Here is a 13425-nt window from a genome sequence, read left to right as displayed (position 1 = left end):
TTTTCTCTCTCCTCCTGCTCAAATGGTGGCTACTCTGCCCTTGCTGTTCTCTTGAATCAGCTTCCAGACAGGACCTGTTAACGACAATTTGTCATGTCGAATGTAGTGGGATGCGAGCCCCCGGATCGGATCACCTGCATAAAATTTTTCATATAACAGATGTCTTGCGCCAAGCGGACTGCCGATGAGATCCCAAGCCAGCTTGAATAGCTCCACTTTTTTCTCTGCACTTACCGCAGCGCCTTCAAAATACAAATGCATAAATTCAGAAATCGGACCGTAGAAGTCCTCAATTCCGGAAGGGGTCTGAACAAAGCCACCTGCGCCGACTTGTTGAAGTATCTCAACAGCCCGTGGATAATATTTGGTTCCCAAACTTCGCGCCGTCTCTACATACGTCAGATCAGGAACGAGTACACCTGCCGCATCAGGCACGGCTTTGGCCTCCGCTGCAATAATCAGCGCCTTGATTACATCAATTTGTGTCAGCAGCTCCCCCAGCTTCTCCTGTATATGCAGAAATCCGGTTACGCCAATCGACTCAGCCACCGCAAAGGCCACACCCGTGACAAATTCCAGCTTGGCGACAAAGCGTACGACATTTTGGTGGAAGGCCAATCCATTGGCTGTACGGTTCCCGCGAAGCTTCAGGACCTTGTCAGAATCGCCGTAGAGAAGCACCCTTTCCCAAGGAATCAGGACATCATCGAAAAAAAGGACCGCATCCATCTCATCGTATCGTGCACTGAGCGGATGATTGCGTTCTCTGGCATCAGCAAACGACTCCCTGCACACAATATGCAGTCCTGGTGAATTGGCGGGTACAATCAAGACATGCGCATGTTTCTGATGTCGGGTCTGAAATTGCAGGAACGAAAAGATCAGAAAGTCATGCGTATACGGTGCACCAGTCGCAATCATTTTGGCTCCTCTAACCACAATCCCTTCCGAAGTTTCCTTCACCACATGCAGGAATCGCTCTGCAATCCGCTGGTCATCCAGTCCGCTGGAACGATCAATCTGGGGATCAATAATGGCTGTTGTCAGAAAGAGGTCGCGGTCTCTGGCCTCATGGTAATAGGTGCTGATTTTATCCGCAAATTGCGGGTCCAGGTCGGATAATTCGTGCCGGGCAGCATACCAACCGGTGACCATGGAACGAGCGTAGTCGGATAACCGGCTCATCATGCCATTGGTGCTGGAAGACCAGACTGCAAAGGACTGACTGCGTTTGTTCAATTCTGCTGCTGTGTGCGGTATGAGAAATGAGCTGTGTGCATATCGCTCCTGTCCCTCGGGAACATAGCCCACTTGCTCCCGTTGAAGAGGATCATCCAGCATATTAAACAGCTGCCTGATGGTGGATAGTGTGCCTTTAAAAGCCGCATGTTCGGAAATATTCTTCACCTGCTGCCCTTCCAGCCAGACACGTCGTCCATCCTCTAGACTGGATATGAAAGTATCTCCCCTCAAAATGTCACCCCTAACTTAAATTTTATTTTTCCGATTGATTTGCTATGTTTTATTGTTTATCATAGCTAATATCCATTAAATCGCAACAATCAATAAGTCCAAATTTGACGGTTAACAAACACAAATGCTGGATCTGTCGGGCAACGTCAAAATAAACTACAATCCGGCTTGATTTGAAGGTGCCTGCATCTTAAGCGCATTCCCATGGATGCATGAAATAGGGATCTAGACGATGTTGCTTAACCAACAAAAAATCCTAATCTGTTGTTTTTGAGGTGATATGGAATGAATGAAACTCGAGGTGTTGACCGAAGAATTTACAGAACCCGTGTCATGATCTCTGAAGCTTTTTTGAAAATGATGAAGAAGCAGGATTACGTGGAAATCAGCATCGTGGACATTGCTGAACAAGCGAACATCAACCGTTCAACCTTCTACGCCCACTTTATAGACAAAGAGGATTTACTGGACAAGATGGTCAACGAGAAATTGGAGTTGCTGGAACATGTACTCAGTGAACGTTCTGCTGCCATGGATGTGGCCCTTTCTTTTACCGAGCCTGATCCGATCTTTGCGGTCCTGTTTGAGCACATCTTTGAACATGATGAGTTCTACCGGGTCATGCTACTGATCAATCCTGTCGGCAATTTCAGTACCCGGCTGAACGAGGTGATTAAAGCTTATTTTTTTCAACGGATTACCCAACTCGGGATGGATCAGAAGGTTCAGGTACCGCTGGACATTTTACTCGATCATCTCAGCTTCTCCACCAGCGGAATTATTCATAAATGGCTTGAAAACAACAAAGTATACTCTCCCCATCATATGGCTTTGCAGCTTACCCGTCTTGCCCGACTAGGTGTCTACACGGCCATGGGCGCGCAGGCCCAGGATACACGCTCCCCCCATTCCTGACCTGCCTGTTCTGGAGCCAGAGGCTAACTTGACCAACCTCCTCTGAGAAGAAAGCTAAACACAAAAAAAACTGCCTTCCAAGCTGAAAATCAGCTAGAAAGACAGTTCACTGGAACACTAGACATATCAACGTGTACTCAGATAAGCAATTCCCAAGCCACCCGTAACCGGATTTTCATAGATTTCACAGTCTACATCAAATACCTCACCAATCATTTCACGGGTCAGGATATCAGCCGGTTTGCCGTGGACCACAATCTGTCCCTTTTTCACCACATAGAGATAATCGCAATATTCTGCGGCGAGTTCGAGATCATGCAGCGCTGCCAATATGCCAATGCCGAGTCCACGGACAATATTTAGAATCTGAAGTTGGTATTTGATGTCCAAATGGTTCGTCGGCTCGTCCAGGATCAGGAATTGGGGTTGCTGTGCCAGGACACGCGCCAATACCACACGCTGTTTCTCCCCACCAGACAGAGACACGTAATTGCGGTCTGCATGTCCAGTCAGATGTACTTTTTCCAAAGCCTGCTCCACGATTTCGTGGTCACGTTCATTATCCGTCTCCAGCATTTTTTTGTGTGGAGTACGGCCCATCATGACCATCTCACGTACCGTAAAATCAAAACTCAATTCATTAAACTGGCCGACAACGCCCATATGTCTGGAAACAAGCTTTGGACTGGATTTGAGAATATCGGTATTGTCCAGAAAAACCTTGCCTTGCTGCGGTTTGATCACTTTATAGATGCTCTTGAGCAGCGTTGACTTACCACAACCATTCGGTCCGATCAGTCCGACAAACTGTTTGCCGTTCACCTGTAATGAAATATCCTTGATGATGTCCGTGTTCAGCACAGAGATGGATACATTTTCTACGTTCAGCTTCATGTTTAATTTCCTCCAAAACCGTAGCCTTTTTTGACCAGCATATACATAAACATCGGCGCACCAATCATGGCTGTAATAATACCGATCGGTAACTCCACGCTGGATATGAGGGATCGTGCAATAACATCCGTCCAGATAAGGAAAATGGCACCAAACAGCACGGATACAGGCATCACTTTACGATGGTCGGAACCCACCAGACCTCTGACGATATGCGGAATAATGAGTCCGACAAAACCAATCATGCCACAGCTCGCCACCATGACTCCTGTCACCAAAGCGGTTAACAGCATGTACACCCTGCGGTACACACTCAGATTAATGCCCAGTGTAACGGCTGCTTCATCCCCCAATAACATCGTATTAAGAACTCTGGACTGTAAAAGGAAGAATAGAATCGCAACCAGTACGACGATACCCACGAGTGGAAGCTTGTTCCAGCCGGAAGCCGCCAGGCTGCCCATGGTCCAGAATGTCACCGTTTTGATGCCTTCAGCATTGTTGGCAAAATAAATAATGAAGTTTGAAAAAGCGCTGCATAACGCGTTAATCACCATTCCGGCAAGCACCAGCTTGACCGACGTCATTTTCCCCCGAATCCCTGCCAAAGTCAGGACCAGTAAGGACGCACCCATCGCTCCGGCAAAGGCCCAGAAAGCAACCCCCGTCTGACCAAGCCACCCAATCGCACCAAATCCAATGAGTATTGCAAAGGTTGCTCCAAGTGAAGCGCCTGAGGATATACCCAGTATGTAAGGGTCAGCGAGCGGATTCTGCACAGCAGCCTGCATAACAGCACCGCACAAGGCCAAGCCTGCACCGATAAACATCGCCATCAGCACACGAGGAAAGCGAATCTGCCAGATAATATCGGTAAAGGAGCCTGCTTCAATGGGTGTTGTCCCCCACTGAAATCCCGTTAATTTGTATAAAAGAATACGATATGACTCCGCCAGCGGAATTCGTACCTGTCCAATGGAGACTGCAACACCTACAGAAATAATCGTGATAATGATTAAAGCTGCGATCAGTAAAGCAAACCCGGATTTACTATGAATTAGAGACTCTCTTTTCCCCCTACGTTGTGTCTGAACCTGAACCGTCTGTGCCATCTCTTCCCCCATCAATTCGCGTAAAATGTAGAACAAATTAAATATAGCTATTTACAAAGCTTTTTCTCGGATTATAATTGAGAATGATTATCTTTGTCAATTTAAAACACATAGAAAAGGGGTTCATCATTTAATGAAATTCACATCCAGAACTATTGGCATCGCTGCTCTAAGTCTCCTGTTACTGCTGCTTGCAGCCTGTTCGAATGCTTCAACTTCTTCCCCTGCCGAAGAAACAACTTCAACAACTAATACGACAGAAACTTCAGCTCCTGCTGAGAGTACAAATAAAACGACGTACCCGCTCACCATTGAGAACTTCACAATCTCGGGTGAGGGCGGCGAGTGGAAACCAAAAGTGCAAGTATTTGATAAAGCACCTGAACGTGTGGTTGCGAATACTCAATCTGCGGCTGAGATGCTCATCAAATTAGGTCTGACCGATAAAATGGTCGGTGTTGCTGCTCTATACGGTTCCGTTACACCCGATGTGGCTGATGATTTCGCCAAAATCCCGGTACTGTCCAAGGATTATGTAGGTAAAGAGCTGGTTGTAGGTGCAAGCCCGGATCTGGTACTCGGACGGGGCGACCTGTTCGCTGATGCAGACTGGGGCGTGGGTACCGTCGATGGTTTGAATGAAATGAATATCCGCACGTTCCTGCAAACGACGAATCACAAAGGCACACTCGATAGCCTGTATAGCGATATTGCACAACTTGGGCAGATCTTCGACGTTCAAGAAAATGCCGCAACATTCACAGAAAGTCTGAAGACTCGTGTTGAAGCCATTAAGGCAAGTGTAGCCGATCAGCCTGAGCATACTTTTGCCTACATCGTACCCGCTACAGAAGACACCATTACGGTAAGCAGCATGCAGAACGATACGTATCAGCTTGATGCACTTGGTCTGTTGAAGCTGAAAAATACGTTTGATGGTGTGCAAGGTGAGGTAAGTGTTGAGCAACTGATCACAGCGAATCCAGACTATCTTCTTTTGTCCGCGTATGCCGGTTCACCGGATATCGACAAGCTGATTCAAAATCTGTATGCCAATCCTGCCCTGCAAAGTATGAACGCAATCAAGAACAAACAGATCTATGTCACAGATTTCAGCCAGTTCTGGGGTTATGGATATCAAATTCTGGATGGTATTGAGAAAATGGGACAGGAAATGAAAGCTAATCCGATTAAGTAATCCCAGGCGTTGGTTGGTAATATAATATTGCAGTGAAGTATTACAATGAAATAAAAACAAAGGAGCAGGAGAAGAAGTTCTCACTGCTCTTTTTTATGCCGTGAATGCAAGAAATCACGGATCAAAGCTTGACATTGGTTTGATAACAAACTATATTACACATATGAAAACAAGAGACGCTATTTCACTCATATCCAAAATTAAAGAGAAGGTCAACCGCTTTATCCTAGCCGAGATGGCTGAGCAGGGAATCCAGGATCTCGCTACGTCTCATGGGGATATTATTTATGCCCTGTACAATAATCACAGGATGACTATGGCTGAAATCGCCAAAAAAATTGGCAAGGATAAATCCACGGTGACTGCACTTGTGGACAAATTGGTGCGGACAGGATACGTCCTCAAGGAGCGTGATGCAACAGATTCACGAGTTGTTCATGTGGCTTTGACTGCAAAAGGCAAAGAATTAAAGCCTGTCTTTGAAGAGATATCTCAGCGCATGTTGGACGCGTTCTATGCGGACGTTACGGAAGCGGAGAAAAAAGAACTGCTTCGAATTTTAATGAAAATTCATGGCAACTTCTAATTTTTTTTGGAGAAATAGTTTGATACCAAACTAATAGTTTAGAGGAGGTTTTTGGTATGACGGACTACACTCAATTATTACCGGAACATGAAGTAAAGAAGATCGGAGAACATGATTTACACTTGGAAATATTCCAAGGAACCCCGCCTCATGACGAAGAAACAACGACCAAGAAGCCCCCACTGCTGTTCGTTCACGGTGCATACACAGGCAGCTGGATGTGGAGCAAATATATCCCCCACTTTGTCCAGCACGGTTGGACCTGTTATGTCATGAACCTGAGAAGTCACTACAAGAGTCGGGTCATGGACATGACAAAGATTACGTTTGACGATTATTTGGAGGATATTCGTGAAGTGTTAGCCGAGTTCAACGAACCTCCCGTTCTCATTGGCTTTAGCATGGGTGGGATTCTCAGTCAAAAGATTGCAGAAACCGTTACCCTGGCAGGCCTGGTTGTGATTGACGCCAGTCTGAGCAAGGAAGTCCATGAGCTAATCCCCTACCCGGAAAGCAATCGTATCACACCCGGGATCATCATGCCTGCACCTGTCCGTGATGAACTGACCAGTATAGATGAGACGGCAGAAGACATTGCTTTTCAGCGTAAATATCTGCAAACGGAGTCTGCGAAGGCATTTGCTACCTTTTCAGTTCTGTGTGGAGCCGATGGAGTATCCATTAATGGTGATCTGATCTGTTGCCCCAGCTTGGTGATCAAGGCTGTTTCCTGTGAAGACGAAGATCAGAGAGGCAAATTAACTGCCAAGCAGCTACATGCCGAATACGCCGGACTCTGGGATACAACACATACGGGTTTACTGGTAGGCCAACGGTACATGGAACCTGTCCAACTCATCCTTGGATGGTTGAACAGACAGTATCTTTTGAATTAACGGAGAAACTCACAAAATAAAATAAATACCATGTTAAAACCTCCTTCTTACCTTTAATCCTGTATGCAAAAGTTTGATTTATTTAGATAAGCTTATATGCATAGTTCTGGATAGAATTAAACGATAAGAAAAGAGGTTTTTATTCATGGCCATTAACACATCCCTCCCCAAGCAAAGGGAGCTGCCTTCCATATCTTCAGAACGCCTTCCGTGGGCTGGGCTACTTGCTTTAGCCATGGCTGGATTCATATGCATCCTCACTGAAAGCCTGCCCGCGGGACTGCTGCCGCAAATTGCAAAAGACTTGGGGGTCACTGAAGCCCTCACTGGACAGTTGGTGACTCTTTATGCCATTGGATCACTTATTGCTGCGATTCCCTTGACTGCTGCTACACGTGGATGGAGACGCAGACCTTTACTGCTGGCATGCATTAGCGGCTTTCTTGTCTTTAACACCGTTACCGCCATATCCTCAGATTATATCCTGACACTTGCTGCTCGTTTCATGGCCGGGGTCTCTGCAGGTGTGTTATGGGGGATGACAGCAGGTTATGCTCGTCGGATGGTCCCGGATTCGTTAAAAGGCAAGGCCATGGCTGTGGCTATGGTTGGCACTCCGGTGGCGTTAGCCCTGGGTGTCCCAATCGGTAGTTTTCTTAGTTCTTATATCGGCTGGCGCTTCATCTTCGGGATTGTATCTCTTCTGACCGCAGCTTTAATCGTATGGGTTCTCTGGAAAATGCCGGATTTTGCAGGAGAGCCAGCCGGAGAACGTCTTCCCCTGCATAAAGTGTTTTTAATTCCCGGCGTTAGGCCCATTCTGTTTGTTGTTCTGGCCTGGATGCTTGCCCATAATATCCTTTACACCTATATTTCTCCCTACCTTGCCCAGACGGTATTTGCTAACAGAGTAGACTTGATTTTGCTCATTTTCGGTATCACTTCCATTGTGGGAATTTGGTTAACCGGAATGCTCATTGACCGATTTTTGAGGAGATTAGTAATCATCAGCCTGGCAGCATTCGCCCTGGCGTCTGTCGTGATGGGAATCGGTATTCATCAACCTGTGATTATTATCCTTGGCATTATGATCTGGGGACTTACGTTTGGCGGGGCTGCCACACTACTGCAAACTGCCATTGCTCAAGCCGGAGGCAAAAGTGCAGATGTCGCCCAATCGATGCTGGTTACAGCATGGAATCTGGCGATTGGTGGAGGAGGCATCATCGGGGGCATCCTTCTTGAAGTATTTGGAGCAGGATACCTTGCCGGATCGCTGTTTATCTTGCTGATCCCTGCATTGCTCGTAGCTATGCGGGCTTATGAATATGGATTTCCCAAAGTAAAATAACAGGCAGGCATTTTGCATGAGTTACACGTAGGACAAAAGAGGAGTTCACTTGATGTGAACTCCTCTTTTGCATTTCATTTTATAGTTTTATAGACTGCGGTCTTATTCTGCCTGTGCCAGTAGATTCGGTCCTTCCATGAGATTTTTATGTGCAATCGGAGAAGACATCGTAATTAAGGTCATGTAAGTGCCGTACGGATCACACTTATTCTCGAACTCTTCGAGTCCCTGGATCGTGTCTGTAAGGATTTTCAGTAAGTAATTATACTCCCCGCTTATCCGATAACATTCCACAACTTCAGGTGACGCACGACAGAAATCCAGGAAAGGATAACAATCCCGCGTACGAAAAAGAACATAGGCCGTGCTCTGCTTGCCCAATTTGGATGGGGAGATCACCGTACGATATTCCTCGATAACGCCCTTTTCTTCCATTCGTTTGACTCGTTCAGTAACAGCTGGTTGAGATAGTCCTACTAATTTGCCTAATTCGGTCATGGATAATCTCGCCTGATTCTCCAAGTGATACAGAATATGCTGATCTATTTCGTCCATGTGATTCACTCCTTTAAATACATAAGATATATTCACAAATTACCTTAAGTATATTCGATAATTCACTATAATACCTTTAGTAATCCATGTAATACAAGATTAATCATTTATATAATAAACACAGCCACAATAATGAATTAATCACATCAGTTGATGAGAGGAAGATAAGAATGGAAAAAGAACACATCACCACATTACATACTTATGTGGATCAGGCAATAGACCGCGCTATAAGCGAAAATAGAATCGTGGGAACGGTTGTACAAGTTGCATTAAGAGGAGAAGTGATATACAGCCGGGCTGCTGGTTTTGCAGACAGGGAGCAAAAACGTACCATGGCAGAAAACGCTCTGTTTCGACTTGCTTCCGTTACCAAACCCATTGTGTCAACTGCAGCTCTGGCATTAATCTCACAAGGAAAGTTGAGTCTGAATGATCCGGTGACTCACTGGCTACCTGCATTCCGGCCCAAACTTGCTAATGGTCAGGATGCTTTAATAACAGTACATCAATTGATGACGCACACCGCAGGCTTGACATACCGTTTCTTCCAAGAAGATCAGGGAACCTATGAGCTTGCAGGAGTATCGGACGGAATGGATTGGTCTGAAATTAGTCTGGAGGAGAATCTGCAAAGGCTGGCTTCTGCTCCACTTCTGTATGAGCCAGGCAACATGTGGAGATATTCCATTGCGACAGATGTACTTGGTGCCGTTATCGAAAAGGTAACCGGGATGTCACTACGAGAAGCTGTTCAAACGCTGGTTACTCATCCACTCCACATGACGGACACTGACTTTGTTGCGGTGGATTCGGAACGATTGACAGCCGCATATGCTAATGGTTCTGAAGAACCGCGTCTTCTTCATAAGGAGTTGGAGCAGATTCCTTTTATTGAGGGTACTGCTGGCTTCCGACTGTCACCCAATCGTGCGAATCGTACTTCTGCTTACTTGTCGGGCGGAGCAGGTATGGTTGGAAGTACCGGAGATTTTCTTACTTTACTTGAAGCATTGCGACAAGGAGGACAGCCTCTCCTTACACAAGCCGTTGCGGCTGAGATGTCTACCAATCAAATCGGTGAACTCGTCATGCCGTATTGGCCAGGAAGAGGGTTTGGCCTTGGTTTTACAGTACTTAAAGATCCTGTTGCAGCTGGTACACCGGAATCCCCGGGTACATGGCGGATGGGTGGAACCTACGGCCATTCCTGGTTTGTTGATCCAAAAGAAGAACTTAGTGTTGCAGCATTCACCAATACGGCACTTGAAGGGATGTCTGGCCTGTACACTACCGATATCTGTGATGCCATCTACGCAGGCATTCGTGAGTGCAAAAAGGCTGCAAGAATATAAACAATATAAATACCCGCCCAATCTGATTGGGCGGGTATATTTATGATCAAAGCTAAGTTCTACTGTCTGCTATTGCTCAAGTTTCTCTTTTTGAGAAGGTAGATCCCAGCAACCAGAATAAACCACACCGGCGTGACAAACAGTGCAACACGCGTATCCTCAGCCAAAGCCAATACTACCAGCACAAATGCCAGAAAAGCTAAAATCAAAACGTTCGAGAACGGATATAGTGGCAGTTTGAAGCGGCTGCGACTCGCCAGTTCGGGCTGAGTACGACGATATCTGAGATGACAGATCACCATGATGCCCCAGACAAAGATAAAACACACGGTAGACACGCTCGTGATCAGCGTAAATACGCCTTCTGGCATGATATAATTTAGAACAATTGCGATCAAAATAACAATCGTAGAGAAAAACAGCGCGTTGGAAGGAACCTTCCTGTTATTCAGTCGTGCAAATGACTCGGGTGCGTTGCGATCCTTTGCCATGGAGAACACCATACGGCTTGTACTGAAAATGGCACTGTTACAAGCCGAAGCTGCGGAAGTCAGTACCACGAAGTTCACAATGCCTGCGGCAGCCGCAATACCCACAGCGGCAAACACTTGTACAAACGGACTTTCAGTAGGCACAATGGCGTTCCACGGGTAGATACTCATAATAATCAGCAATGCCCCAACATAGAACAGCAGTACCCGGATCGGAATCTGGTTAATTGCTCTCGGAATAACCTTCTCTGGGTTCTCCGTTTCCCCTGCTGTGAGTCCTACCAGTTCCATGCCTACAAAGGCAAACACCACCATCTGGAACGATATGATAAAGCCATGCAGTCCATTCGGAAACCATCCCCCATGACTCCACAGATTGGTGAAGCTGGCTGGACCCTGATCCGTTGTAAAACCTTTGAAAATCATATATAAACCAACAACAATGAGTGCCAGAATAGCCACGACTTTAATCAGGGCAAACCAGAATTCCATCTCACCAAACAACTTGACCGTTGCCAAGTTCATAATTAGCAAAATGACCAGCGCAATTAACCCTGGCATCCACTGAGGTACATTCGGAAACCAAAACTGCGTATATAAACCAACGGCCGTAATATCAGCCATGGCAATGGAGATCCAGCAGAACCAATAGGTCCAGCCTGTAATAAATGCCGCCATATTTCCCAGGTAATCACGCACAAAATCGACAAAGGAATGATACTGCAAGTTGCTTAACAGCAGCTCCCCCAATGCACGCATGATCAGGAACAACACTACACCCGTAATGATGTAGGCCAGCAAGATGGATGGCCCTGTCAGCTGGATCGTTTTGCCTGCCCCGAGAAACAGACCTGTACCGATCGCACCTCCGATCGCCATCAACTGCACGTGCCTGTTCTTTAATCCCCTTGTTAACGTTTCTTGCTGCATGATCAACCACCACTCTCTTTCTGCAAATGCTCTCTACGATGCAAAATATTATTACTCATCATATAATAATCTGCTCAGAATACATATCCCTCATTTATATATTTTTTTTGCACAGCAAATAGGCCACCTTTGTAAGAGGAGTCCTATTGATACGCTCGTATTTCATGCCCTTTGCTTTTATAATCTTGAGTTGCATTCGATCCATACTATCATCAGCCTATGTACATTCCTTTATTATCCTCATGCCATGTCATGCTGATTATACATATCTATAGAAGTATTTAAAAATATAAGCCAAGCATAGAGCGGCAACGACTAAAAAGGTAATTGCTAATGAACGTTCGTTTTTCCAAATTCGAATAGCATTAGCAACATTAATCATGATTAATGCAAGCAAGTTAGTGGTACCCGAGTTTGATTGAAACGAGTTGAACACGATCATCATAAATCCTACGATCCAGATTAACAAAAACCACAGTGGAGTTTTCTGAAAAAGCTGCTTCATTATGAGTTACTCCTTATATATTAAATTGGTCTGTTTACAAGATATTCTTCAACAGGGAGATAAATTCCTTTATTTAGGTTATAATCCCAAATAATCAATACTATATAGACCAATTTTAATTATCTTCACAGTAAAAAGGGCTCCCGCTAAAGGCGCCCTCTAATCTGTTCAGCTATTCCTTTTGCTTATTCAATCTGTTCTGAGGATATTAATCAGTGTAATTTCATTGCCCTCTTTGTCCGTACCAATTTCAGAGAGCGCGGTGTATCAAATTTTCAATCTTAATGCATCTCGCTACAGATACGATAGGTTCAGAAAACACCATCTTTTTAACGAAAAGCGCTTTTAACTAGCCACTACTTTTGCTTATAAAACTCATGATACAGCTTCATTAACGCTCGTTTCTCAATCCGGGATACATAAGAACGTGAGATGCCCAGTTCCTTCGCAATTTCGCGTTGAGTTCGTTCTTCCCCGCCTGCTTCCAGGCCAAATCGACCGATCACAACTTCCTTCTCCCGGTCATCCAGGATGTCTAGATTGCGATAAATTTTGCTTTTTTCAATCTTGAGCTGTACCCGGTCTACGACATCATCAGCTTCTGTCCCAAGGATATCGATCAATGTAATTTCATTGCCTTCTTTGTCCGTACCGATGGGGTCATGCAAGGATACGTCTTTGCGTGTTTTCTTCAGGGAACGCAGATGCATAAGTATCTCGTTTTCAATACATCTAGCGGCAAATGTGGCAAGCTTTGTACCTTTGCCTTGTTGAAAACTTTCTATGGCTTTAATCAAACCAATGGTTCCGATGGAAATCAAGTCCTCTTGATCTTCACCCGTATTGTCGAACTTTTTGACGATATGCGCGACGAGGCGCAGATTGTGTTCAATGAGCAGATTGCGAGAGTGAGCATTGCCTTCAGCCATAAGGCGCAAATGTTTGGCTTCATCATCCTCAGCCAGTGGCTGGGGGAACGCATTATTTTTGACATACGAGACGAGTAACGTTAACTCTTTAATGAATAGAGCAATTGCGGTAAACAATCCGGGCACAGATGACACCTCCTGCAGTTTTACAACGATCTGGCCTGAGCACATGTGGGAACAGGGTCGATCTATTGTATGTAGGCAGAGGCCCAGAAGTGCACGTACACTTGAAAAA

12 protein-coding genes are annotated in these 13425 nt (G+C 45.5%); 6 read left to right on the top strand and 6 right to left on the bottom strand.

What is annotated here, in order from left to right; all coding sequences use genetic code 11:
- Nucleotides 1–18 precede the first annotated feature (18 nt).
- Complete coding sequence (locus tag BLS69_RS01920; protein WP_091028256.1) at nt 19–1473, bottom strand: 4-hydroxyphenylacetate 3-hydroxylase family protein; 1455 nt, start codon at nt 1471–1473, stop codon at nt 19–21.
- Nucleotides 1474–1758: 285 nt separating this feature from the next.
- On the opposite strand from BLS69_RS01920, the gene BLS69_RS01915 reads away from it, so the two are divergent.
- Nucleotides 1759–2388, top strand: coding sequence for a TetR/AcrR family transcriptional regulator (locus BLS69_RS01915; protein ID WP_091028253.1), 630 nt, complete (start codon nt 1759–1761; stop codon nt 2386–2388).
- Between the two features lie 126 nt (nt 2389–2514).
- Here BLS69_RS01915 and BLS69_RS01910 read toward each other — a convergent pair whose 3' ends face one another.
- Nucleotides 2515–3282, bottom strand: a complete 768-nt coding sequence (locus BLS69_RS01910) for an ABC transporter ATP-binding protein (protein ID WP_091028250.1) — start codon at nt 3280–3282, stop codon at nt 2515–2517.
- Between the two features lie 2 nt (nt 3283–3284).
- The gene (locus tag BLS69_RS01905) at nt 3285–4394 is read right to left on the bottom strand and encodes a FecCD family ABC transporter permease (RefSeq protein ID WP_091028247.1); all 1110 of its coding nucleotides are present in this window, start codon (nt 4392–4394) and stop codon (nt 3285–3287) included.
- Between the two features lie 133 nt (nt 4395–4527).
- Here BLS69_RS01905 and BLS69_RS01900 point away from each other — a divergent pair, with 133 nt between their 5' ends.
- The 4 genes from BLS69_RS01900 (at nt 4528) to BLS69_RS01885 (ending at nt 8425) form a co-directional block, all read left to right on the top strand.
- Nucleotides 4528–5592: an ABC transporter substrate-binding protein gene (locus tag BLS69_RS01900; protein ID WP_091028245.1), complete on the top strand. Its 1065-nt coding sequence runs from the start codon at nt 4528–4530 to the stop codon at nt 5590–5592.
- 139 nt (nt 5593–5731) lie between these two features.
- Nucleotides 5732–6178: a MarR family winged helix-turn-helix transcriptional regulator gene (locus BLS69_RS01895; RefSeq protein WP_256332209.1), complete on the top strand. Its 447-nt coding sequence runs from the start codon at nt 5732–5734 to the stop codon at nt 6176–6178.
- Nucleotides 6179–6234: 56 nt separating this feature from the next.
- A complete protein-coding gene (locus tag BLS69_RS01890) occupies nt 6235–7074 on the top strand; it encodes an alpha/beta hydrolase (RefSeq protein WP_091028243.1) in 840 nt (279 codons plus the stop codon).
- Between the two features lie 145 nt (nt 7075–7219).
- The gene (locus BLS69_RS01885; protein WP_091028240.1) at nt 7220–8425 is read left to right on the top strand and encodes an MFS transporter; all 1206 of its coding nucleotides are present in this window, start codon (nt 7220–7222) and stop codon (nt 8423–8425) included.
- A 102-nt stretch (nt 8426–8527) separates the two neighbouring features.
- On the opposite strand, the gene BLS69_RS01880 is transcribed toward BLS69_RS01885, so the two are convergent.
- Nucleotides 8528–8980: an Lrp/AsnC family transcriptional regulator gene (locus tag BLS69_RS01880; protein ID WP_091028237.1), complete on the bottom strand. Its 453-nt coding sequence runs from the start codon at nt 8978–8980 to the stop codon at nt 8528–8530.
- Nucleotides 8981–9150: 170 nt separating this feature from the next.
- Here BLS69_RS01880 and BLS69_RS01875 point away from each other — a divergent pair, with 170 nt between their 5' ends.
- Nucleotides 9151–10335 (top strand): serine hydrolase domain-containing protein, encoded by a 1185-nt coding sequence (locus tag BLS69_RS01875; RefSeq protein ID WP_091028235.1) that lies wholly within the window; start codon nt 9151–9153, stop codon nt 10333–10335.
- 59 nt (nt 10336–10394) lie between these two features.
- Here BLS69_RS01875 and BLS69_RS01870 read toward each other — a convergent pair whose 3' ends face one another.
- Nucleotides 10395–11756, bottom strand: coding sequence for an amino acid permease (locus BLS69_RS01870; protein WP_091034789.1), 1362 nt, complete (start codon nt 11754–11756; stop codon nt 10395–10397).
- An 861-nt stretch (nt 11757–12617) separates the two neighbouring features.
- Nucleotides 12618–13316 (bottom strand): RNA polymerase sporulation sigma factor SigK, encoded by a 699-nt coding sequence (sigK, locus tag BLS69_RS01860; RefSeq protein WP_090915017.1) that lies wholly within the window; start codon nt 13314–13316, stop codon nt 12618–12620.
- Between the last annotated feature and the right edge of the window lie 109 nt (nt 13317–13425).

The sequence above is a fragment of the Paenibacillus sp. CF095 genome (assembly GCF_900101225.1).
In the GTDB taxonomy this organism is placed as follows: Bacteria; Bacillota; Bacilli; order Paenibacillales; family Paenibacillaceae; genus Paenibacillus.
The sequence above is the reverse complement of the archived record's forward strand: the minus strand, read 5'-3'. Positions and strand labels throughout refer to the sequence as shown.

Excerpts from the sequence above, each read along its gene's own strand:
- BLS69_RS01885 (WP_091028240.1), top strand. The coding sequence starts at position 7,220 with ATGGCCATTAACACATCCCTCCCCAAGCAAAGGGAGCTGCCTTCCATA.
- BLS69_RS01880 (WP_091028237.1), bottom strand. The coding sequence starts at position 8,980 with ATGGACGAAATAGATCAGCATATTCTGTATCACTTGGAGAATCAGGCG.
- BLS69_RS01890 (WP_091028243.1), top strand. The coding sequence starts at position 6,235 with ATGACGGACTACACTCAATTATTACCGGAACATGAAGTAAAGAAGATC.
- BLS69_RS01875 (WP_091028235.1), top strand. The coding sequence starts at position 9,151 with ATGGAAAAAGAACACATCACCACATTACATACTTATGTGGATCAGGCA.
- BLS69_RS01900 (WP_091028245.1), top strand. The coding sequence starts at position 4,528 with ATGAAATTCACATCCAGAACTATTGGCATCGCTGCTCTAAGTCTCCTG.
- BLS69_RS01915 (WP_091028253.1), top strand. The coding sequence starts at position 1,759 with ATGAATGAAACTCGAGGTGTTGACCGAAGAATTTACAGAACCCGTGTC.
- BLS69_RS01905 (WP_091028247.1), bottom strand. The coding sequence starts at position 4,394 with ATGGCACAGACGGTTCAGGTTCAGACACAACGTAGGGGGAAAAGAGAG.
- BLS69_RS01870 (WP_091034789.1), bottom strand. The coding sequence starts at position 11,756 with ATGCAGCAAGAAACGTTAACAAGGGGATTAAAGAACAGGCACGTGCAG.
- BLS69_RS01910 (WP_091028250.1), bottom strand. The coding sequence starts at position 3,282 with ATGAAGCTGAACGTAGAAAATGTATCCATCTCTGTGCTGAACACGGAC.